The organism is Nonomuraea sp. NPDC049419 (genome assembly GCF_040676995.1).
Lineage (GTDB): Bacteria > Actinomycetota > Actinomycetes > Streptosporangiales > Streptosporangiaceae > Nonomuraea > Nonomuraea salmonea.
In genome coordinates this window covers 1-21,153 of sequence record NZ_JBFAQB010000040.1, presented here as the reverse complement: position 1 = coordinate 21,153, position 21,153 = coordinate 1, and the positions used below count along the sequence as shown (strand labels likewise).

Below are 21,153 nucleotides of genomic sequence, written 5' to 3'. Positions count from 1 at the left end.
TTGATGGGGGTCAGGCCTTCAAGGCCCCGGTGAGGACACCCTTGGCGAAGTAGCGCTGCAGGAACGGGTAGACGCACACGATGGGCAGCGTCGCGAGGATGACGACGGCCATCTGCACGGACTGCGGTGAGGCGTTGGCCACTTCACCGGAGGTCTCGGCGAGGGAGGCGCCGCCGGTGACGTACTGTCGCAGGACGGTGCCGATCGGCCACTTGGTCTGGTCGTTGAAGTAGATGATCGCCTCGAAAAAGCGGTTCCAGTACGCGACCGCGTAGAACAGGCCGATCACCGCGATGACCGCCTTCGACAGCGGCAGCACGACTTTGCGCAGGATCGCCAGTTCCCCGGCGCCGTCCATGCGGGCGGCGTCGATCAGCTCCTGCGGGATGGACTGGAAGAAGCCGCGCATCACGACCAGGTTGAACACGTTGATCAGGAAGGGCAGGATCAGCGCGGCATAGTTGTCCACCAGGCCGGTGCTCTGCACGACCAGGAACAGCGGCACCATTCCCGGCGGGAACAGGAAGGTGAACAGCACCAGCAGCAGCATCGGTTTGCCGCCGTACACCTTGGGCCAGCTCAGCGTGTACGCCAGGGCGATCGTGCAGGTCAGGCTGAGCGCCGTGCCGACCAGGGTGATCCCGGTGCTGACCAGCAGGGCTCGGGTGATGATGCCGCCCTGCAGGATGTCGGTGTACGCGCCGAACGAGAACTCCCGCGGCCAGATCACCCAGCCGCCGTTGTCTATCACGTTCTGCGGGCTCGCGAGGCTCGTGGCCAGCACCATCCACAGCGGGAAGATCACCAGTAGGACCACGACGGTCAGCGCGACCGCCTTGGCGGCCCGTACGGCGGGGCCGGGGCGGCCCATCCAGGCCGGCGCGCTCGTTGTGCTCATGCTCGGTAAACCCCCTGCTCGCCCAGCCGGTGTGCCACTTTGTTGGCGGTGTAGATGAGCACGATGCCGATCACGCCCTTGAACAGCCCGACGGCGGCGGCGTAGCCGAAGTCGCCGCCGGCGAAGGCGGTGAAGTAGACGAACGTCTCCAGCACCTCACCGGCCTCCGGGCCGACGGACTGACGCTGCAGGAAGAACTGCTCGAAGCCGATGGACAGGAACTCCCCCAGCCGCAGAACCAGCAGCAGCACGATGACCGGCCGGATGGCGGGCAGGGTCACGTGCCACAGCCGCCGCCCCCAGCTCGCGCCGTCGATGGCGGCGGCCTCGTACTGCTGCTCGTCCACCTGTGACAGCGCCGCCAGGAAGATGATCGTGGCCCAGCCGCACTCCTTCCAGATCAGCTGCGCCACCACCAACGGCCCGTACGCGCCCGGGTTGCCGATGATCGAGACGCTGCCCGCGCCCAGGTCCGACAGCCAGCCGTTGACCACGCCCGCCCCGCCCAGCATCTGCTGGAACAACGCGAGCACGATCACCCACGACAGGAAGTGCGGCAGGTAGACCACGCTCTGCACGAACTTCCTGACGGTGTCGCCCACGATGCTGTGCAGCAGCAGGGCCAGCGCCAGCGGAGCGGGGAAGAAGAACACCAGCTGCAGGACGGCGATGACCAGCGTGTTCTGAACAGCGTTCCAGAACGCCGGATCGGTGAACATGCGCTCGAAGTGGGTCAGGCCCACCCACTCGCTGCCCGAGATCCCGAGGAACGGGATGTAGTCCTGGAAGGCCAGCACGTTTCCGAACAGCGCGCCGTAGTGGAAGACCAGGAAGTACAGCAGACCTGGCACCGCGATGAGCAGGAGTACGCGGTCGGCCCGGATGCGCCGCGCATGGCGGCGGCGTGAGGAGTCACCAGGCCCGATCGGTGTCTTCTCGATCGGCGGGCTGGTTCCGCCGGTGCCGCCACGGACCCGCGTCATGCTCACGTGCTACGCCTCTCTCGCGGTGCCGACTCCGAAACAGAATGTTCATCAACATAAAACGCTTACATTCCATCGTCAACAGCAACTTTGGAGACTTCCGGTAGCTGTCATCCTTATTTCCAGGGACTTCTGGGGAAGGTCAACGTTGTAGATCGGCACGTGTCCACATAGAGTGGCCTGGTTTGCGGAAGCGGTTACATGCTTCACCTCACGCCTCTCGAAGGAGTTCACGTGTCACGGCGCCCGGTCGCGGTCTTCGCCATCGCCCCCTGGGCGTTCGACGGCGTCTTCCCCGCCGACCTGCTCACCCGGTTACGGCAACTGGTCGACATCGACCCGGCGGCGAGGTTCACCTCGCTGGCCGGGCCGGCGGCCGCTGCGGCCCTGGAGAAGGCGGACCTCCTGATCACCGGATGGGGCTGCCCGCGCATCGACGCCGACGTGCTGGCCGCGGCGCCCCGGCTGCGGGCGCTCGTGCACGCCGCCGGCACGGTGAAGGCCCGCGTCGATCCCGTCGTGTTCGAGCACGGGGTCGTTGTGTCCTCCGCTGCCGAGGCCAACGCCGTCCCCGTCGCCGACTACACGATCGCCATGCTCGTGCTGGGGGCCAAGCAGGCGTTCAGCCGCGCCAGGCGGTATGCGGCCGCTGGCGAGGACTCCCCCAGGGACTGGCTCTCCGGCGAGGGCACCGGCCTGCACGGCTGCACCGTCGGCGTCATCGGAGCGTCCCGGATCGGCCGCCATGTCCTGCACCGGCTGCGCCAGTTCGACGTCGAGGTCCTGCTGCACGACCCCTATGTCAGCCGTGCCGAGGCCGCGCGCCTCGGCGCCGAGCTGGTCGGCATGGACGATCTGTGTCGCCGCAGCGACCTCGTCACCGTGCACGCCCCCGCGCTGCCCGAGACCCGCCACATGCTCGACGGCCGCAGGCTGGACCTGCTGCCCGACGGGGCGATGGTCATCAACACCGCCCGCGGGTCACTGATCGACACCGAGGCGCTGACCCGGGCGTGCGCTGACGGCAGGGTCTCGGCCATCCTCGACGTCACCGAACCCGAGCCGCTGCCGCCGGGGCATCCGCTCCTGGGCATGTCCAACGTCCTGGTCACGCCGCACCTGGCCGGGGCCCAGGGGCGCGAGCTGCGCCGGCTCGGCGAGTTCGCCGTCGCCGAGGTGAGCCGGTTCGTCAACGGCGCGCCGCTGCTCGGGCGCGTCGAGCCCGAGCAGCTCCCGTACATCGCATGACCGCGGCGCGAGGCTTCGGCCGGTGACCGAAGCCTCGCGGCGGATCAGCGACCGGCGTACCTGATCTTCGGCCGTGGCGGGGTGGTCATGCCGTGGCCGAGGAAGTAGTCGACGTTGCTCGACTGCAGGTAGCCCTTGAGGGTCATGCCGTTGCGGTAGGCGGGGTTGTGCGCCAGGGTGTAGAGCCGGATGTCGCTCGGCCGGTCGGTCGTGAAGATGACCAGTTCGTCGTAGTCGGGGCTGGTCAGCACGACCTCTTCGCGCCAGTCGCCGAAGATGTCGGCGACCAGGTGGGGGTAGACCGCGTTGCCGTTGGCAGTGACCGCGCCGTATGCAGAGGTGGTCACCAGGCGGGGCAGGGCGGGCGGCGGGGCCGGGTTGGCCGGGTCCCACTTCTCGATCCGGGCGTCGCGCCGGTCGGGGAAAGGGTCGGCGTTGAACAGTTCCCGCAGCGGGTCGCCGTCCCACCACACGCCCATGTGCGGCCACGGCTGCTTGGTGGTGTCGGGTTCGGTGAGCCGGTTGGTCGCGGCGTTATAGAGGCCCGTCGGCCTGCCCTGCTCGTAGTTGACCTCGCCGTTGATCGACCACACTTCCATGCCCGGATGGCGGGGGTCGATGTCGGCGACCATGCCGCGGCCCGCGTCGGCCGGGAGGGCGCTGCTGTGCTTCCAGATGATGGAGCCGGTGCGTGCGTCGTAGTAGTAGTCGAGCAGCCCGTCGGGGTGGTCCTGCTGAATGCCGTACCCCTCCAGTCCGGGCCGACCGGGGTCGATGTCCGCGATGAACCACCGGTCGCCGTGGCGCACTCCCTGCGGGGCGAGGCTGTAGCGAAGAGTGCCATCGCCGTTGAGCACGAACCCGATCTCGCCGACCTCGTCCCTGCCGTCGCCGTCCACGTCGACGATGCGAGTGTTGTGCCCGTCCGGCAGGTTTTGGTCGCCACGCAGGAACTTCCACTGCAGGCGGAGCGAGCGGCCGTCGAACCTCCAGGCGCTCTCCATCAGGTTGAAGTCGCCGTTGCCGATCCGGTTCTTCATGTAGGCGACCAGGCTGGGCGTCTTGCCGTCCAGGTAGCCCACGCCGAAGCGGGCGTACATCGGCCCGTCGGCGGTGTAGTCGCCGGGAACGGGGGCGCTGGCCCGCAGCCGCCCTGTCCGGCCGTCCACGATGGCCATGAACTGGGCCGTGTCGTCCGCGCCCGCGGTGAAAGTCCTGCCGTCGCCGAATGTGACGCCGTTCGCGATCCGGATCGCCACCTCGGCCTGGCCGTCGCTGTCGAGGTCGTAGACGGTGACGCCGTCGTTGTGACCGACATCGACGGTGGAAGAGCCGCCCTCGATGTTGTCCTGCTCCATGCTGTTGGGACCGAGGTCCATCTCCCATAGGAACGTGCCGTCGCTGCGGTAGGCCTCGATCTTCTGCGGAGCGGTCTGGCGGTCCAGCACGTAGTCGTAGGCGCCATCACCGTCGAGGTCGCCCACCCAGACGAACTTGACCGGTCCGCCCGCGCGTAGCGGGACCCGCACTACCGGCTCGACCGCATGGCCCGCGGACAGGGCGAACGGCTTGCTCGGCGGCTGCGGCCGGCGGTCGATGACCGGCCGTATGCGATAGCGGTTCAACTTGCCCAGGTCGGCGGTGGCGTCGACGTAGTTGGTGCCACCGGTGAGAGGCTTGCGGTTGAGCTTGCGGTACGGCCCTCCGTCGGTGGACCGCTCGACGTCGAACCCGATGCCCTCGGGATCGAGCCCGAGCAGGCGCCAGCTGACCAGCACCTCCTTCTCACCCGACCGCACGGCGACCACCCCGCGGTCGAGCCGCTCCATGACCCGCGCACCGGCCTTGCCGGCCGCGTCCCCATGCGGTGCCGGGCCAGGCACCGCGTCCGACGCCGCCGGTGCGGTCACGGCGCCGAGCGCCAGACCGGTCAGCGCGATCAGTGTCGTCAGGCGGCGGGGTCTGCCCCGCCGATGTCGTGTCGTCATCGATCTCCTCCGTTGCCGAAAGGGAATCAGGGCACCGCTGCCGAACCGTCGGCTCGGGTACGGGGCCACGATCGTGAAGGGGGGCCACCACGCTTGGCGATCCGGATGGCCTCGGGAGCGGCCGGGCGAGTGACGCCAATCGTCGCCCGCAGCCGGTCGAGGTGTCCGCGAGGACCTGATCGGAAGTTGAACCGTTTACTATGATGGATCTCAACATGAGCCACTCAGCTCGTCAAGAGCGTCGTGAGCAGGCGAACCCGGCGCACGCAAACGGTTTACATGCGCATTTCAGGTAACCGAGGAGTGAGAGGTGCTGCAGGAGGTGCCCTGGCGCGGCAACCGGGCGATGGAAGGCGGCGGCCCCACCATGGGCCACGGCATCCACCAGATCCCGCGCCTGGCCACGACGACCTGCTCGCCCGCCGGACGCCCCCGCCCACGACCCGGCCCTCTGGTCACGGATGGACGGCACCGGCGCCCCCTGGGCGCCGCTCGAAGCACGCCGGTGAGGCATCTTCGGCGGTTCGGCGTTCGCAGGTGGGCACGTCACCCAGGTGCACCGTCACCGTCTCGCCGCCGGGGAGCGTCAGGACGACCCGCTCGCCCTCGACGTCCACGGTGGGCGCGGGCGGGTCGTCGGGCGTCGCGGCGAGCCGTACGAGGCTGACGTAGAGGGCGGTGCCGCCAGGGTGGGCGTCCGCGACGGCGTACGGCGTGGCCGAGTGCACGCCGAAGGCGTTGGCGCCCTGCGCCGTGGCCACACCCGTGCCCGTGTAGCCGTGCAGGGCGTGTACGGCGGTGCGCAGCCCATCCGGGCGGCGGGCGGACGCCACGCCGTCACCGTCGCGCAGGTCGAGCGGGGCCGTCGCGGCCAGGGCGTGACCGCCGTCCCGCACTCGGTGCCCGGCGGGGGCGGTCACCCGGTGGATCCTGATCTCTGACGCGCCGTCGAGCACCGAGGCCGTCACCACGCGGACGGGGCCGTCGCGGTAGGCGGAGGCGGCGAACCGGTCCGACACGGCCAGCGGCTCGATGAGCCTCCTCAGGGAGCCGGTCCCGTCCGGCGCGACGACCGACAGGTGGTTGTCCACACCGCCAGCCTTCTCCCCCACGTCGGGCCCGGTGTGGCTGGTGTAGGCGAGCTTGAGGTAGTGCGGGTCGGGTGGCCTGGCGGGGTCGTAGCCGCGGTCGTGGTCGCTGCCGTGGTTGACCAGCCGTACGATGCCGTCGTCCCGGGTGGCGTGCAGCAGCCAGCCGGGCGCGGGCATGGCAACCGTCTGGTCGGCGAGCTCGACGGGGGCCACCTCCTCCGCCTCTGTCCACACTGGATGCTCCGGGGGCAGCAGCAGGCCAAGGAACCCCTTGCTGGCCCAGTACGGCGACGCGGGCCCCGAGTAGTTCTGCACCATGGGCGGAAAGGGGTCGTACCAGCCCATGGTGAGCAGGCCGCGTCCGTCCGGCGCTCCCCGCTCGGCGAAGTGCCGCAGGACACCGCTCGCGATGCGCCGGGTGCGGCCGGGCGGCAGAGGTGAGGCGCCGGTCAGCGCGCCCGCCCAGAGCGGCGCGACCGTCGCGAACCGGTAGGTCAGCGAGCGCCCCTGGTGCACCGGGGCGCCATCGGCGGCGAAGAAGTGCTGGTACTGCTCCAGGAAGCGGCCGAGCCGGGTCGCGTAGACCGCCCCGCGGGCGGTGTCGCCGGCCATCCTGGCCCACAGCGACGGGTAGAGGTGCATCGCCCAGCCGCAGTAGTAGTCGAAATTCTTGCCCCGGCCGTCGGAGTACCAGCCGTCGCCGGCGTACCACTCCTCGATCCGCTCCAGGCCGTCGGTGATCTCGGCTGGCTCGTACGGTCCGCCCACCTCAGCCAGGAACTGCTCGGCGACCACCCGAAAGAGGACCCAGTTGCTGTCCGGGGTGCGTCGCCCGACGGCCCCTGCCAGCCACGCCACCACCTGCTCCTGCTGGACGGGCGGGAGGCGGTCGAACAGCCAGGGCCGGGTCTCGTGCAGCGCGATCGCGATCGAGGCGGCCTCGACGAGTTGCTGTGACATGTCGGCCAGCTCCGGCCAGGCGTACCGGTGGCCGGGTTCGGTCCCGGCGGCCAGGCCGCTCGCGTAGCGCTCGAGCAGTGCGGGCGGCACGGCGCCGCTCGCGCCGGCGATGCGGAAGGCCGCGAGCAGGAAGGTGCGGGCGAACCCCTCCAGGCCGTCGCTGACCGTCCCGGCCCGGCTGGGCCTGCCGGGCAGGCGGAACTGAGCGAAGCTCTCTGTGGCGTACGGCACCGCGGAGTCGAGCAGATGGTCTGCCATGGCCTCCCAGTGCCCTCGGGTCCAGCCGGTGTGGGGGGACAGGCGTTCGTCGGGGGGTGGGAGGCGCAGTGACATGGCGGGATCCTAGAAGTGTCGTCGGCGGTTCAGCCGCCGGTGTAGGTGATGTTCGGCCGGGGTGGCCTGGTCATCCCGGCGCCGAGGAAGTAGTCGACGTGGTGCGATTGCATGTATCCCTTGAGGGTCATGCCGTTGCGGTAGGCGGGGTTGTGCGCCAGGGTGTACAGCCGGGTGTTCGTGGGCTGGTTCGTGGTGAAGATAATCAGTTCGTTGTAGCTCGCATTGGTGTAGACGGCCTCCTCCCGCCAGTCGCCGAGGATGTCGCCGATGAGGGTCGGTCCGCCCTGGGCGGCGGTGACCGCGCCGTACTGCGAGGCGGTGAGGAGCCGCGGCAGGCTGTTGGTCGGCTTCGGGCTGGCCGGGTCCCATTTCTCGAACTTGCCGTCGTTGAGCAGTTCCATGGTCAGGTCGCCGTCCCACCACAGCCCGAGCTGCGGCCAGGGCCGCAGCTCGGTGTTCGGCTCGGTGAGCTGGTTGCTCCGCGCGTTGTAGAGGCCGGAGAAGGACCAGACCTCCATGCCGGGGAAGCGCGGGTCGATGTCGCCGGCCATACCGCGGCCCACGTCGCCGACGCCGCCCTCGACGTGCTGCCAGATCATGGCGCCGGTGCGGGCGTCGTAGTAGTACTCGCGCAGGCCGCTGGGGTTGTCCTGCTGCACGCCGTAGCCCTGCAGGCCGGGGCGGCCGGGATCCATCTTGGCGATGTGGAACCGGTCCCCGTGGACGATACCCGCGCCGGCCAGGGAGTAGCGCAGGGTGCCGTCGCCGTTGAGCACGAACCCGATCTCGGCGATCTCGTCCTTGCCATCGCCATTGACGTCCACGATGCGCGTGTTGTGGCCATCGGCCATGGTTCCGTTGCCGCGCAGCCACTTCCACTGTCGGGTGAGCGTCCGGCCGTCGAACTTCCAGGCGGTCATCATGAGGTTGAAGCCGCCGTTGCCGACGCGGTTCTTCATGTACGCGACCAGGCTGTTGCCGGTCCCGTCGAGGGAGCCGATGCCGAAGCGGGCGCCCATCGGGCCGTCGGCCAGGTAGTCCGTGGGCACCGGCGCCGTGGCGCGGGGTGCCCCGGTGCGGCCGTCGAGGATGGCGATGGACTGGCGCGTGTTGTCGGACTCGGTGTGCCTGGCTCCGTTGCCGAAGGTGACGCCGTTGGCGACCTTGAGCGCGACCTCGGCCCGGCCGTCGCCGTCGAGATCGCCGACGGTGACCCCGTCCCAGTGGCCGACGTCGATGGTGGCCGAGCCGCTCTCGATGTTGTCCTGGTCGGTGCTGTTCGGCCCCATGTTCACCGACCAGAGGAACCGCCCGTCGCTCCGGTAGGCCTCGATCATCTGCGGGGAGGTCTGCCGGTCGATGACGTAGTCGTAGGCGCCGTCGCCGTCGAGGTCGCCGACCCAGGTGAACTTCACCGGGCCGCCCGCGCGCAGCGGGATGCGGACCACGGGCTCGACGGCGTGATCGGCGGTGAGCGTGAAGGATTCGCTCGCCGGCTGCACGGCTCCGTTGATCACCGGCCTGACGTAGTAGCTGTTGCTCCGGGTGAGGTCGGCCGTGGAGTCCACGAAGTTGGTGCCGCCAGTCAGCGGGGCGGTGTTGAGTTTGACGGCCGCGCCGCCGGCGGGGGAGCGATAGACGTCGAAGCCGATGCCGTCCGGGTCCAGGCCCAGCAGCCGCCAGGTGACCAGGACGCCGGTCGCGCCGGTGCGCACGGCCACGACGCCACGGCCGAGGTTCTCCATCGGCCGGCCGACGGCGGCCGTCGAGGCGGAGGTGGGCACGGCGATCGTCGCCGTGCCCGCCACGAGGACCGCCGCCGCGAGGACGGCGGTCCGTCGTAAGGGTGTGAGTCTCATCGAGGGCTCCTTGTCTCGGGGGTTTACGCGGGCAACGCGTCGCCGACGAGAGCGAGGCACTGGATGGCGGCCAGGCCGTACTGGGCGGAGGCGTTGGCCGAGGCGAACGTAGTCTCGTCGACGGGCTTGAGCACGGCGGGACCCTCGACCTTCGTCGAGGTGAACCTGAGAGTCTTCGGGTATCCGGCGTGGCCGGTGTCGAACTCCTTCCAGGCCCGTGCGGCCAGGGCGGGGTCGTTCAGCTTGGCGGCGGCGTAGGCGGTGAGCCGGGAGTGCGCCTGGCGCAGGTTCTGGCTGCCGAACGACTGGCCGGTCTCCGCCTCCTGCTCGGCCGCGGTGCCGTTGTAGAGGCGGCAGTACTGCAGCCACGCCTTGGTGAACGCCTCGTCGCCGGTCAGCGAGATCACCTCGCTGCACAGCTCGACCAGCCCGAACACGGCGCCGAGCGATCCGACGCTGACGGCCGGCTCGGTGGGCTTGAAGGTGCCGTCGTCGAGGTCGTACAGGCCGCTGCCCCGCACGAACCCGTTCGGCATCGCAGCGATGCTGCGCATGCCGTTGAGCAGCTTCTCGCGGGCGATCGGCGCGCCGCCGCGCTCCCACTCGGTCAGCCAGGCCAGCGCCAGGCCGCTCCAGTCGGTGCCGGTGCCGACGCCCAGGGCGTGGGGGTCCGGCTCGTACGGCTCGGTGCGGATCTTGCGGACCGGGTCCAGGACGAGGAACGTCCGATCCACGTCGACCAGGTCGCGCAGCAGGTCGCCGACCCGTTCGTCGGCGGTCAGGAAGTAGAGGAACCGGCGGTACCCGGCGTTGCTGATGCGGGCCTGCTTTGCGCTGTCGGCCCAGTGCTGCACGCCGTGCCGGGTGCCGAGGTCTCGCCATTTGCCCAGGTGGTAGACGTCGACCTCGCCGGTGTGCCGGGTCATCGCCTCGGCGAAGCGGAACGCCTCGGCCCTGCCGGTGCGCAGGTAGTGGTACCACAACCACAGGTCAGTGGACAGCTCGGAGTTGTCCCAGGCGTAGCCGCCGACGTCGTAGCGCCACACGTGCCGGTCGCCGTCATAGGAGTGCATGATGTCGCCGTAGTCCCAGAAGCCGTACCAGGACCGCTGCTCGACCTGGCCGCTGTGGTAGGTGAACAGGAAGTCCAGCCGGTCCTCGATCTCTGCCCGGGCCGGCGTCGAACGGTCCACCGGCGACCAGTCGCCGAACACGCCGGCCGCGTGCAGGTGCGCGGGAGCCGCGACGACCAGCGGAGGTGTCCGCACAGCGTCGGCGAGCTCCGCGACCTTCGCGGCCGCCGGGGTCGCCTCCAGCGCCCAGAACATCAGCTCCGTCGTGCGCGCGATCCCGTACGGCGTGCCGAAACCCGGCTCGTAGTCCTCGTAGGTGATCTCCAGTCCTTCGAGCTGCTCGGGGTAGGTGTCCTGGCCCATGCCGTCGTGGTAGAAGCGCAGGTCCATCGCCTCGGCCTCGGGCGACCACAGCCACAGGGTGACCTCGGCGCTCTCGCCCGCCGCGCCCCGGATGTCGAGCTGCGTCGGGTGCAGCTGCCAGAAGTTGCGCATGCCGAAGGCGAACCCGCCCTCCGGGCTGCCCACGTATCCGAGGCCGCCCGCGCGGCCGCCCGCGTCCACCGAGATCCAACCGTGGCCGGGCTTGGTCCGCTTGCGGATCTGGAAACCGTCCGCCGACAACTGGCGCAGCGAGTAGTCGCCGAAGGCGGGGATCAGGTTCAGCCGCGAGCTGACCCGGGTGTCCCAGGTCTCCACCTGCGGGGCGGCCTGCCCGGCGACCTGCGCGCGGCGGACCGCCGCGCCCGGGTCGCGGCGCAGCCCCGTGAGGCCGCGCACCGCCTCCGACAGGACACCGTCGCCCTGCCCGGCGAAGCGCACGTGCCGGTCGTACAGTTCGCCGCGCATCGGCACGTCGAACCGGATGCCGAGGCCGCTGATGAAGTCCTTCTTCTCGTTGCCGTCGAACACGAAGCTGTGCACCGCGCGGATGCCGTCGCTGCCCGCGTAGAAGTACAGGCGCACCGTGAACGGCAGCCACGACCGGCCGCCGCGCCGGTGCCCGCCCTCGATCCTGACCACCGCGCGGACCGGACCGGACTGTTCGACCGTCACCTTCTCGGTGCGCCCGTCGAACCTCTCCTGCTTGACGGAACCGCCCTCGTCGTCGCCGGGGCCGTCCTGCCGCAGGCAGACCAGCCTGCCGTCGCGCGCGATCTCGCGGTCGCCGCGAAGGATCGAGCGGACCATTCGGTCCCCCTTCTTCGGGATCAGGCAGCGGATCGCGCCGGTGTTCACCTCGACCTGGTCACGGCCGTCCTTGACGGTCACGGCCGCAGTGGGCGTGGCGGCCCGGCCCGCGGTGAGCACATACTCCTCGGCCGGCGCGACGTCGGCGCCGATGGCGTGCGCGGTCCACTTCAACGACCCGTCCGGCCAGTACGCCGTGGCCCAGGTCTGGACAGGGACTTGCTGCCCGGCGGCGGTGCCCAGCGCGAAGGTCTGGTCCCTCGGCACGGTCCCCTTCGGCCACGGCACTCCCCAGGTGGCGCCGGCGGCCAGCTCACGGGGAGCACCACCTTCCAGCCAGCGGAGCTTGACGCCGTCCTCCAGCAAGCCGCTGGCCGTCGCCGGCTGTTCGAACGCCTCGGCCACGGCCCTGGCCGGTTCGGTGGGCAGGCCGAGCTGTCCGGTGGCGCCGATCGCCGCCGCGCTCAAGAGCAAGTTCCGTCGGGACATCATCGCCATGGGGGGCTCCACTCGGTACGCGTCACACCGATGAAACGGCCAGTTGTTTAACCGTTTACTGCCGCTTGATAGCAGCACGACCAGCTGATGCTGTCAAGAGATCTTCTCCTCGCAGGGATACGGTTCTCATGCAAAACCGCAACGCAGCGCCATGATGGACGTCTCTCCCTGCTCCGACGCCACACGGAGCGATTTGACACCACCGGAGCAACGAGGAAACATCAGGTGTAAGCGGTTTACTATGCTGGTTGGTGCCAGGTGGAGGTGGCATGGCGCGGCGCACGGCATCCGACGACAAGGGCCGGCGATCCGCGACGATCCGCGACGTGGCCGCACATGCGGGCGTGTCCGTCGCCACGGTCTCGCGCATCCTGTCCGGCACCTATCCCAGCGCGCCCGCCACCCGCAGTAAGGTACTGCGGGCGGTCCGTGAACTCGACTACGTGGCCAACGCCCACGCCCGGGGACTGGCCGGCCAGAGCAGCAACAGCGTCGCCATCATCGTCAACTCCGTCGTCTCCCCCCACTACGCACACGTCGCCCAGGGGGTGCACGCCCAGGCCGCGGTCGAGGGCAAGCTCTGCATCGTCGGCACCACCGGGGGCGATCCCGAACGCGAGCTGGCCACCGTGCAGCTGATGCGCCAGGAGCACGCCGAGTGCGTGATCCTGGTCGGCAACGTCGTAAACGACGACGCCTACCGCGAGCGGATGGGCGAATACGCCCGGGCGCTGGCGCTCGCGGGGTCGCGGCTGGTCCTGTGCGGCCGCCCGGCACTCGGCCCCGACGTGCCCGCCCTCGTCGTCGAGTACGACAACACGGGCGGCGCCTACGCCATCACCAGCCACCTGCTGTCGGCCGGCCACCGGCGCATCCTGTTCCTCGGCCGGCGCGACGGCTACACCACGCCCGAGAGCCGCGTCGCCGGCTACCGCAACGCCCTCGCCGACTACCGCGTGCCGCACGACCCCGGTCTGGAGGTCGAGGGCACGATGGAGCGCAGCGACGGGTACCGCATGGTCCGCGAACGGCTCGGCGCCGGGCCGCGCGACTTCACGGCCGTCTTCGCCGGCAACGACCTCATCGCGGCCGGTGCCCGCCAGGCGTTGCGGGAGGAGGGTCTGCGCGTCCCCGACGACGTCTCCCTGGTCGGCTTCGACGACCTGCCGCCGGCCGCCGACATCGACCTCACCACCGTCCACGTGCCGCACGAGGAGCTGGGCCGCACCGCCGTCCGCCTGGCCCTCGAACACGCCCGCGACAGGACGCCCATGGCCGAACACGTGCTGCTCGGCACCCACATCATCGTCCGCGACTCCGTCCGCCCCCTCCGCGGCACGGGCACGTAGCTCCGGCGGCCCGCCGCCCGTACGGCGTGGAGGACGACCCACGTTGGGAGACACCACACCGATGAGCGACCGGACCTGGCCCCTCGACTTCCTCGGACTCGCCTACGGAGGCGATACAACCCCGAGCGGTGGCCGCTCGACATCCAGATCGACGACGTGAGCTGATGCGCCAGGCGGGAGTGCGCCTCGTCAGCGTGGCCATCTCCTCATGGGCGCAGCTGGAGCCTCGCGACGGCGAGTTCGCCTTCGGCTGGCTCGACGCGGTGCTCGACCGCCTGCACGCCGGCGGCGTACGGGTGGCGCTCGCCACCGCGACCTCCTCTCCCCCGCCATGGCTCGCAACGATCACCACAGCAACCCGGCGATCTTCCAACCACCTCACGTGCGGAGAACGGGGCTAGCTGCAGGTCGTCGTTCATGAGCCGTACCTCTGCATCAGGTCTTGCTTCTCCTCAGCGGTGATGGGCAGCAGGCTGCCATGACGGGCACCCAGGGGCAGCCTCGCCTCGGGCACGTGCCGGAAACCGCGCAGTGGGTGGTCGGAGACGATTCGACAAAGCCTCGCGCGGCACGGCCAGCAGGTGCTCGGCGACAGACTCGGGCACCACGGTGTCGACTTGGCCTTCCATCCGCAGGCCCGGCATGAACCCCAGGTGCGCGCCCGCCCCCTTCACCAGATCGACGATCTGCGTACGCAGGCTCGGAGCGGCCTCCTCACGGGGAGTCTGCAGAGCGAAGATCGACGAGCGGATCTGCCGGACCCGCGAACGACTCCAGCATCTGCTGATAAGCCCCGCTGAACGGCAACCGCCCGCTCCGCTTCGCCAGTGCCGGCACCCCCCGCGCCCGCGGCGCCGTGCCCAGCGGCACCCTCGACGGCGGCGACCTCGCCTCGCTGGAGCAGGCCTTCATGGAGCTCACCGCCGGCTACGCCGAGCACCGGGCAGAACATCGGGCCGCACAGCGGGACGGGCACCACAGCGCCGTGGGAGGCGGTGACCCGCGATGACCTCAGCCCGCTTCGGCGATCTCATCGCCGCTGCATGGATCAAACTCCGGTCGCTGCGCTCCACCCACTGGCTGTTCGGGCTCGGCGTCCTGGCCATCATCGCGTTCGCCGTGCAGAGCAGCCTAGATGCCCACAACGCCTGGCCCGGCTTCACCCCGATGGAGAGGGCCAGGTCCAACTCCCTGTCGGAGGCGTTCAGCGGCCTGAGCGCTCAACAACCTGTACGCCTTGATCCCCTTCTACGTCTGGCGTACCTGCCTGGGCCTGCCCCAGCTCCGCGACGGCCCCGCCCTGCCCACCGTGGCCGGCTCCTGGGCCGTCTTCGCGCTCTGGCCGCTGGCCGCCGCCGTCCTTACCCTGCTCGTCGTGCGCCGCCGCGACGTCTGACCACCTGCTGGAAGGAAGCCGATGAAGACCCCGCGCCTGCCTGCCGTCGCTGCGGCGGCCTGCCTCGCCCTGACCACGGCCTGCGCCCCCATGGCCTGCGCCACCACGAGCACGGCGGCCACCACCGATCTCCACCTGCAACTGCCCCGTCCCACCGGGGCCGACCCGGTCGGCCGCGACATCCTGTCCCTGGTCGACACCAGCCGCAAGGACCCCTGGGTCCCCGCATCCGGCCCGCGCCGGCTCATGCTCTCCCTGCACTACCCCGCCCGCTCCGCCACCGGCGACCCCGCCCCGTACATGACCAAGGAAGAGGCCGCGTCCCTGATCCAGCGCAAGGCGCCCGGCACCGGCCTGACAGCGGAGGCCATCAGCGGCACCCGCACCTACGCCCGCACCGGCGCCCGCCCGGAGCCGGGCCGCCATCCCCTGGTAGTCCTCTCGCCAGGCCTCGGCCTGCCCCGGGCCGGCCTCACCGCCCTCGCCGAGGACCTGGCCAGCCGCGGGTACGTCGTCGCGTCGATCGACCACGCCTACGAATCCTCCGGCACCACCTTCCCCGGTGCCGGCCTGCTCACCTGCGCGCCCCTGTGCGAACAGCCCAAACCCCCCGAGGGCGGCAAGGCCGCCATCACCACCAACCGCGCTTGCGCCACCGCATCCTCCTCGGACAACGGCGCGCTCCGTCACCACCGAATGTGAGACAGGGCCTGGGATCGCCCTGGCCCCCGGAGAAGTAGTGCAGCCGCGTGCCGTTGACCTCCGCGAAGGCGCCGGTGAATCCGTCGATCGTTGTTGTTTCTCCTCTTGTGTGAATAGGTCTGATGGTGTGTGCCCGAGTCTCTTGGCCGCCCTACGCCACCGCCGCGGCCAGACGAGTCAACGACCCTTCGAGCTCATCGGCGGACACGAGCGGCAGGTGAGACAGTGCTGCCGGGTGGGTGACCGCAGCCCAGTCGTACGTCTGGGTTACCTCGGTGCGGCCGTCGGAGGTCGGGGTGAGGCTCCAGGTGAATCGGTGGCCCTCGGGGCGCTGCCCTGGACGGGCGAGGTCCCAGGCGATGAGTCGGTTCTCCGTGAACGCCACGATGTGGTTCTCGATCCGGTCGTCGCCCCTCTCGTTGTGAATGGTCACGATGAAGGTGTCGCCGATGGCGTCGACCAGGTGTGCGGTTTCGGCGTGCCGCAGGGAGCCGGTGGCGTCGAGTTCGGGGTGGAGGCGAGGGTCGCGGAGCACCGCAAAGATCCGTTCGGCCGGGGCGTCCAGCACCCGGGAGACGGTGATGTGGGTTGGGTCGTCCATGACGACCCGGTCGGGGTAGAACCGGGCCCATGCGATCCGCCCGTCACGGGTGGTGAGCACCACCGGGCCGCGCAGCACGACCGTCGCCCCGGTTGGCGCAGTCCCCCGGTACTCCCACTCCGACCACAGTTCGTCGTCATTTTGGGCGTGGCGCAGAATCTCCGCCTGCAGGTCGGGGAGGCCGGCCAAGATCTTCGTCCAGTTCGCGGTGACATGGTCGGAACCGATGAATCCCTCGGCCGGTCGCAGCGGTCGTTCAGCCACGTAGTCGTCGGTGAAGCAAGCGGCTATCCGCTCCGGGTCGTGGGAGTTGATCGCCTCGCGCAGTGCGTGGAGGGCCTGGGGGAGCATGCGTCGATCTCCTAGCTAGCTCTCTGGTTCGTGCTGTCACTGTCGAGCATGAACATCGGGGGTGTTGCCCGACAACCGGACACCGCCCGGACACCGCCCGGACGCCGCTCCGACCGTGGCGGTCATAATCAAGCTCGTGAACGATTCGTCAGGGCCGGCGCGCAAGACGAGCAGCTTCGCGGCCAAGCTACGTGAACTGCGGGAGGCCAGGTCGCTGACCCAGCAGGAGCTGGCCGCCGCCGCCGGGCTGTCCGTCGACGCGGTCAGCGCGTTGGAACGCGGGCGGCGGACCCAGCCCCAGCCGCACACCGTGCGGAGGCTGGCCTCGGCGCTGCAACTCCGCGACGCCGACCGCATGGCGCTGCTGTCCACCCTGGGCCGGGCCGGGGACGGGGCCCTCGAAATGCCGGCCCGCACGTTGACGACCCGCCCGCCGTCGCCTCCGGCCGTCCCCGTGGTCGGGCGGGACGACGAGGTCGCCGAGATCGTCGCCGCCCTGCGCGCCACGCCGGGCCGGCTGGTGACGCTCACCGGCCCGGGTGGGGTGGGCAAGACCACCGTCGCGCTGGTGGCTGCGGATGCGGTGGCCGCCGATCACCCGGGCGGCGTGTACTTCGCCGACCTGACCGACGTCACCGACCCCGACGACGTAGTCGCCGTCGTGGCCCGCGCCGCGGGATTCCACGCCGACACGGTGACCGGCCTCGCCGCGCACCTCGCCGGGACGTCGGCCCTGCTCGTGCTCGACAACCTCGAGCGCGTGACGGCCTGCGGCCCGCAGCTGGTCGAGTTGCTGGCGGCAGCCCCCGACCTGGTGGTCCTGGCCACCAGCCGCGTCCCGCTGCGGGTGCGCCGGGAACGTGAGGTGCGCATCGCCCCGCTCGGCCCGGCGGCGGCCATGCGGCTCTTCGGCGAGCGGCTGGCCGCCGCCGGCGCGCCACCGCCCGCCGCGAGCGGGGACGACGGTGCCGTCGCGCAGCTGTGCCGGCGGGCCGACGGGCTGCCACTGGCCATCGAGCTCCTGGCCGCCGCGGCCGCCCGACTCGGGCCACGGGCACTGCTTCAGCGGGTTGATCAGCTGACGGATCTGCCCGTGGGCGGCCCGCTGGACCTGCCGGCGCGGCAACGCACCATGGCGGCCACCATCGAGTGGAGCTGCCGGATGCTCGGCCCCGCGGCCCGGCGACTGCTCCCTCGGCTCGCTCTGGTCCCGGGCAGCTTCTCCCTCGACACCGTTGACGCGATCGCCGCGCTGGACGCGCCGGACGCGGTGGGTGCGCTTACCGAGCTGATCGAGCACTCACTGGTCACCCGCGGCGACGAGGCGGGACTGGTCGCTCGGTTCCGGCTGCTGGAACCGATCCGCCGGTACGCGCTCGAGACGCTCGAACCGACCGACCGGGAACAGGCCCGTCGGGGCGTGGCCCGATGGGCCCTGCGGGCGGCGCGCGAACACGGTGCGCGGATCCGGGGCCGTGGCGACATGACGGCGGTCGAGCAGGTCGAGGTCGATCGCCACGTGCTGCGGCTCGGCTTCGACCAGCTCGTCGACGACCGCCGGCACGACGACGCCGCCGAGCTGCTGTGGTCGGTGTGGCTGCCGCTGTGGATGACCGGGCACACCCACGAAGGCATCGCCTGGACCGACCGCCTGCACGAGGACGACCTGAGCGAGCGGGGCCGGGCCCGGTGGTTGGTGGCGCGCGCCGGGTTCAACCGCGTCGCCGCGGACCTGTTCGCCACCGCGGAGCGGGCGATGCGGCTGGCCGAGCGGATCGACGACGCCTCGCTGGCCGCGGAGGCGGCGATCTTCGCGTCGGCGGCGGCGCTGCGCCTGAAGGACTTCGATGGTTCGGGGGCTCTGCTGGCCAGGGCAGAGGCCCACATGAAGGAGCGTCTCGACGTTGAACGCGACGTGTGGGCGGCCGTGCACGTGCCCATCGGCTGCGGGGACGGCGCGCTGCTGCGCGGTGACCGGGCCGCGGCGGCGCGGCACTGGCGGGCGGCCGCTGCCACGGCGCAGGAGCTGGGCAGCGGATTCTCGGTGCCCGCGGTCCTCGCGGAGTGCGCGCAGGCCGCCCGCGGCGAGGGACGCTTGGATGACGCGGCCGTGATGCTCGCCGTCGCCGGCGAGCTGGCCGCCCAGCGGGACGGGCACCGGCCGCGAGCACACCTGGCGGGCGTGGCCGCGGCCGTTGCGGCCGACCTCGGTGACGTGGCGTCGGCGCAGTGGTGGGAGGGCGTGGCCGGGTCGGACGCACCCCCGTTGGACACCGCTGAGCTCGGCGAGCGGTTCCGGGAGCTTGTCCGGCGTGCCGACACCGCCTCCGGGCGGGACTGAGCCCGGCCGTCCACCCGTACCGGCGCTGTCCGGGCGGTGTCTGGTTGTCTCCCGCGAGCGGGTGCCCAGGATCGGGTTCACCGGGTCGGCCGACCCTGTGGGCCGACCCTCCGTCTGTCCCGAGGAAGCCCTCCCATGGCAGCCGCACCCATCGTGCTCGCCGCGACCCCGCTCACCGGTCGCATCCGGCCGGTCCTGAACCTCGCCCGCCACCTCGTCGGCGCGGGACGGCGCGTCACGGTCGTCAGCGGCAGCCGGTTCGCGCCCCAGGCCGAAGCGACGGGGGCCGCGTTCATCCCGCTGGCCGGACCGGCCGACTTCGACGACCGCCGCCTCGGTGAGCTGCAGCCGTGGCTGCACGAGCTGGCGCCGGCCCGGCCTTTTTGGAGACCACGTTCGGCTGGTTCACCGACATGGCGCCGGCACAGAACACCGTGCTGCAAGAAGTGTTGACGCAGCAGCCGGACGCGGCCGTCGTCCACGACAGCGCCTTCTACGGGACGTGGCCGCAGCGGAGGGTCGTCGCGCTCACCCAGGGCACGGTGGCCAACCACGACCTGACCGATCTCGTCCAACCGACGCTCGACGCGCTGGCCGGCGAGGACGTGCTTGTCGTGGCCGGGCTCGGCGGCCGCGAGATCGCCCCCGGCGACCTGCGCGTGCCGTCGAACGCACGCGTCGAGTCGTTCACCCCTTCGACACGCTGTTCCCGCTCCTTGTCGGTCAGCTCACCACGTCGCACCACGACCGACATTCAACCCTGCACGTAGATCATCGGTCAGACACTCCCTAAGCGCGCTTAAAACCGTGTTCCGGCATCGACAATGGCCACAGCCCGAATCTCCTGTTCGGTCATCCCCTGCACCTTCTCCAGGTTTGCGCCTCGCAAGTCTGCGCCCCGCAGGTTTGCCCGCCACAGGCTCGCGCCTTGCAGGTCGGTGTCACGCAGGTTCGCGCTGCTCAGGTTCGCACTCCACAGGGTGGTGCCGTGCAGGTCCGCACCGCTCAGGTTCGCGTTGCTCAGGTTCGTACCGCCCAGGTTCGAGTTGATCAGCACCGCGGAGCGCAGATCTGCGCCGCGCAGATCTTGGCCGTTCAGGACTACTTCGCTTAGATCGGCTACGTACAGGGTCGCGCCGCTCAGGTACGTAGCGGTCAGGTCCGTGCCGCTCAGGTTCGCGCCGGTCAAGTCCACGTCGACCAGATGCGTCCGGAGCAGTCTCGCATTGCGCAGATTCGCGCCAGCCAGGTAGGCGCCGGTCAGGTCTGCGAAACGCAGGTCCGCACCGATCAGGTTTGCGCGACGCAGGTATGCGCTGCGCAAGTTCGCCTCGCCCAGGTTCGTGAGGCGAAGATCCGCTTCCTTCAAGTATGCGTTTTGCAGATAGGCGGCGCCCAAGTCTGCACGAGGAAAGCGCGCATGGGAGAAGTCGGCGCGACCCTCCATGGTGCGGGCCTGAACGGCACGACCGATGGCGGTGGAGACAGTGACTTGCTCGACGGTGCGCGGAGCCAAGGTGGGAGCGATGGTCAGAGCCGCGAGCACGTCGGCATCGGGTCTGGCGAGTGGTATCTCATCGAGGGCGTCCAGGCTTGCGGCGGTGCACTGCTTGGGGAGTTTACGTTCGCCGTCGCGCGGGGTGCAGAGGTCGTGGTCTCGGACGTAGGCGGCCAGGACGTTGCGGATGGTGTCGCGGTCGGTGGAGGAGTCAGCGGCCAGGCGCTGCAGAGCGTAGATGCCCCCCAGGCGCACACCCTCCGTGGATGAGCCGAGCTGCTCGACAGCCTTGGTGTAGCGGTCGGTGATCTGTCCCTGTACTGCGGTCAGCTGGGCATCGCGAGAGGTTTCCAACGATTTGGCGGTGTACCAGAGGCCCTGGGCGGTGAACACCACGCCGCCGATGACCACCAGGCCGGTGGCGGCTTGTATCAGGGTGTGACGGGCGGCGTTGACAGCCTCTACGCGCTCGTTGGGGGTCAGCTGCCGGCGTTCGGCGACGGTCAGTGGGGTAGTCTCGCCGGCCAGGCGGCGGGCCGCTGGGCCGATCAGGAACGCGATCATCAAGCTGGCCCCTCCCGCTAAAGCCAGTCCAGCCAGGGCCCAGCGCGTCCAGTCCGGGCCACTCATTAGCAGGGCTGCCGCCGAACAGGCGCCGATCATGGCCACGGTCAACAGCAGCCAGAGCAGCCGGACTAGGTCGTGTTTCATAAGGCACTGAGCCACTGGTTGATCGCAGCGATGATGACGACGGCTTCGTAGCGTACGGCGAGCTTGTCGTAACGGGTCG

General features: G+C 70.4%; 17 protein-coding genes. 9 read left to right on the top strand and 8 right to left on the bottom strand.

All coding sequences use genetic code 11. From position 1 onward, the window contains the following. Positions 1-10: 10 nt before the first annotated feature. Positions 11-898 carry a carbohydrate ABC transporter permease gene (locus AB0K12_RS48080; protein ID WP_364576045.1) on the bottom strand — a complete coding sequence of 296 codons (888 nt, stop codon included), beginning with the start codon at positions 896-898 and terminating at the stop codon, positions 11-13. After that, positions 895-1,881, bottom strand: a complete 987-nt coding sequence (locus AB0K12_RS48075) for an ABC transporter permease subunit (RefSeq protein WP_364576043.1) — start codon at positions 1,879-1,881, stop codon at positions 895-897. The genes AB0K12_RS48080 and AB0K12_RS48075 overlap by 4 nt, the downstream gene beginning before the upstream one ends. Before the next feature lie 234 nt (positions 1,882-2,115). Between AB0K12_RS48075 and AB0K12_RS48070 the strand changes: the two genes are divergently transcribed. Next, on the top strand, positions 2,116-3,129 hold the full coding sequence (locus tag AB0K12_RS48070) for a hydroxyacid dehydrogenase (protein ID WP_364576040.1): 1,014 nt from the start codon (positions 2,116-2,118) through the stop codon (positions 3,127-3,129). A gap of 44 nt (positions 3,130-3,173) precedes the next feature. Here the strand turns inward: AB0K12_RS48070 and AB0K12_RS48065 are convergent, their stop codons facing one another. From AB0K12_RS48065 to AB0K12_RS48050, 4 genes are all read right to left on the bottom strand, one after another. Continuing rightward, positions 3,174-5,117: a hypothetical protein gene (locus AB0K12_RS48065; protein ID WP_364576038.1), complete on the bottom strand. Its 1,944-nt coding sequence runs from the start codon at positions 5,115-5,117 to the stop codon at positions 3,174-3,176. 455 nt (positions 5,118-5,572) lie between these two features. After that, positions 5,573-7,501, bottom strand: a complete 1,929-nt coding sequence (locus AB0K12_RS48060) for a DUF2264 domain-containing protein (RefSeq protein ID WP_364576036.1) — start codon at positions 7,499-7,501, stop codon at positions 5,573-5,575. 29 nt (positions 7,502-7,530) lie between these two features. Then, positions 7,531-9,363, bottom strand: a complete 1,833-nt coding sequence (locus tag AB0K12_RS48055) for a hypothetical protein (protein ID WP_364576034.1) — start codon at positions 9,361-9,363, stop codon at positions 7,531-7,533. A gap of 23 nt (positions 9,364-9,386) precedes the next feature. Continuing rightward, entirely contained in the window at positions 9,387-12,095 is a 2,709-nt protein-coding gene (locus AB0K12_RS48050; protein WP_364576032.1) for a Tat pathway signal sequence domain protein, read from the bottom strand. Between the two features lie 299 nt (positions 12,096-12,394). On the opposite strand from AB0K12_RS48050, the gene AB0K12_RS48045 reads away from it, so the two are divergent. The 5 genes from AB0K12_RS48045 (at position 12,395) to AB0K12_RS48025 (ending at position 15,572) form a co-directional block, all read left to right on the top strand. Further along, positions 12,395-13,474: a LacI family DNA-binding transcriptional regulator gene (locus AB0K12_RS48045; RefSeq protein WP_364576030.1), complete on the top strand. Its 1,080-nt coding sequence runs from the start codon at positions 12,395-12,397 to the stop codon at positions 13,472-13,474. 164 nt (positions 13,475-13,638) lie between these two features. Then, entirely contained in the window at positions 13,639-13,875 is a 237-nt protein-coding gene (locus AB0K12_RS48040; RefSeq protein ID WP_364576028.1) for a beta-galactosidase, read from the top strand. 455 nt (positions 13,876-14,330) lie between these two features. Continuing rightward, the gene (locus AB0K12_RS48035) at positions 14,331-14,483 is read left to right on the top strand and encodes a hypothetical protein (RefSeq protein ID WP_364576026.1); all 153 of its coding nucleotides are present in this window, start codon (positions 14,331-14,333) and stop codon (positions 14,481-14,483) included. 228 nt (positions 14,484-14,711) lie between these two features. Further along, the gene (locus AB0K12_RS48030; protein ID WP_364576024.1) at positions 14,712-14,870 is read left to right on the top strand and encodes a hypothetical protein; all 159 of its coding nucleotides are present in this window, start codon (positions 14,712-14,714) and stop codon (positions 14,868-14,870) included. Between the two features lie 21 nt (positions 14,871-14,891). Further along, a complete protein-coding gene (locus AB0K12_RS48025; RefSeq protein WP_364576022.1) occupies positions 14,892-15,572 on the top strand; it encodes a hypothetical protein in 681 nt (226 codons plus the stop codon). A 151-nt stretch (positions 15,573-15,723) separates the two neighbouring features. Here AB0K12_RS48025 and AB0K12_RS48020 read toward each other — a convergent pair whose 3' ends face one another. Next, complete coding sequence (locus AB0K12_RS48020) at positions 15,724-16,524, bottom strand: nuclear transport factor 2 family protein (protein ID WP_364576020.1); 801 nt, start codon at positions 16,522-16,524, stop codon at positions 15,724-15,726. A gap of 136 nt (positions 16,525-16,660) precedes the next feature. Here AB0K12_RS48020 and AB0K12_RS48015 point away from each other — a divergent pair, with 136 nt between their 5' ends. The 3 genes from AB0K12_RS48015 (at position 16,661) to AB0K12_RS48005 (ending at position 19,635) form a co-directional block, all read left to right on the top strand. Beyond that, positions 16,661-18,865 carry a helix-turn-helix domain-containing protein gene (locus AB0K12_RS48015; protein ID WP_364576017.1) on the top strand — a complete coding sequence of 735 codons (2,205 nt, stop codon included), beginning with the start codon at positions 16,661-16,663 and terminating at the stop codon, positions 18,863-18,865. Positions 18,866-19,000: 135 nt separating this feature from the next. After that, entirely contained in the window at positions 19,001-19,318 is a 318-nt protein-coding gene (locus AB0K12_RS48010; protein WP_364576015.1) for a hypothetical protein, read from the top strand. After that, a complete protein-coding gene (locus AB0K12_RS48005; RefSeq protein WP_364576013.1) occupies positions 19,315-19,635 on the top strand; it encodes a hypothetical protein in 321 nt (106 codons plus the stop codon). The genes AB0K12_RS48010 and AB0K12_RS48005 overlap by 4 nt, the downstream gene beginning before the upstream one ends. Before the next feature lie 29 nt (positions 19,636-19,664). On the opposite strand, the gene AB0K12_RS48000 is transcribed toward AB0K12_RS48005, so the two are convergent. Beyond that, positions 19,665-20,927: a pentapeptide repeat-containing protein gene (locus AB0K12_RS48000; protein WP_364576011.1), complete on the bottom strand. Its 1,263-nt coding sequence runs from the start codon at positions 20,925-20,927 to the stop codon at positions 19,665-19,667. Between the last annotated feature and the right edge of the window lie 226 nt (positions 20,928-21,153).

What these genes read in the sequence shown, in the direction of transcription:
- AB0K12_RS48045 (WP_364576030.1), top strand. Translation starts at nt 12,395, where the DNA reads ATGGCGCGGCGCACGGCATCCGACGACAAGGGCCGGCGATCCGCGACG.
- AB0K12_RS48080 (WP_364576045.1), bottom strand. Translation starts at nt 898, where the DNA reads ATGAGCACAACGAGCGCGCCGGCCTGGATGGGCCGCCCCGGCCCCGCC.
- AB0K12_RS48060 (WP_364576036.1), bottom strand. Translation starts at nt 7,501, where the DNA reads ATGTCACTGCGCCTCCCACCCCCCGACGAACGCCTGTCCCCCCACACC.
- AB0K12_RS48010 (WP_364576015.1), top strand. Translation starts at nt 19,001, where the DNA reads ATGGCAGCCGCACCCATCGTGCTCGCCGCGACCCCGCTCACCGGTCGC.
- AB0K12_RS48000 (WP_364576011.1), bottom strand. Translation starts at nt 20,927, where the DNA reads ATGATCGCGTTCCTGATCGGCCCAGCGGCCCGCCGCCTGGCCGGCGAG.
- AB0K12_RS48025 (WP_364576022.1), top strand. Translation starts at nt 14,892, where the DNA reads ATGAAGACCCCGCGCCTGCCTGCCGTCGCTGCGGCGGCCTGCCTCGCC.
- AB0K12_RS48065 (WP_364576038.1), bottom strand. Translation starts at nt 5,117, where the DNA reads ATGACGACACGACATCGGCGGGGCAGACCCCGCCGCCTGACGACACTG.
- AB0K12_RS48020 (WP_364576020.1), bottom strand. Translation starts at nt 16,524, where the DNA reads ATGCTCCCCCAGGCCCTCCACGCACTGCGCGAGGCGATCAACTCCCAC.
- AB0K12_RS48055 (WP_364576034.1), bottom strand. Translation starts at nt 9,363, where the DNA reads ATGAGACTCACACCCTTACGACGGACCGCCGTCCTCGCGGCGGCGGTC.
- AB0K12_RS48075 (WP_364576043.1), bottom strand. Translation starts at nt 1,881, where the DNA reads ATGACGCGGGTCCGTGGCGGCACCGGCGGAACCAGCCCGCCGATCGAG.
- AB0K12_RS48040 (WP_364576028.1), top strand. Translation starts at nt 13,639, where the DNA reads ATGCGCCAGGCGGGAGTGCGCCTCGTCAGCGTGGCCATCTCCTCATGG.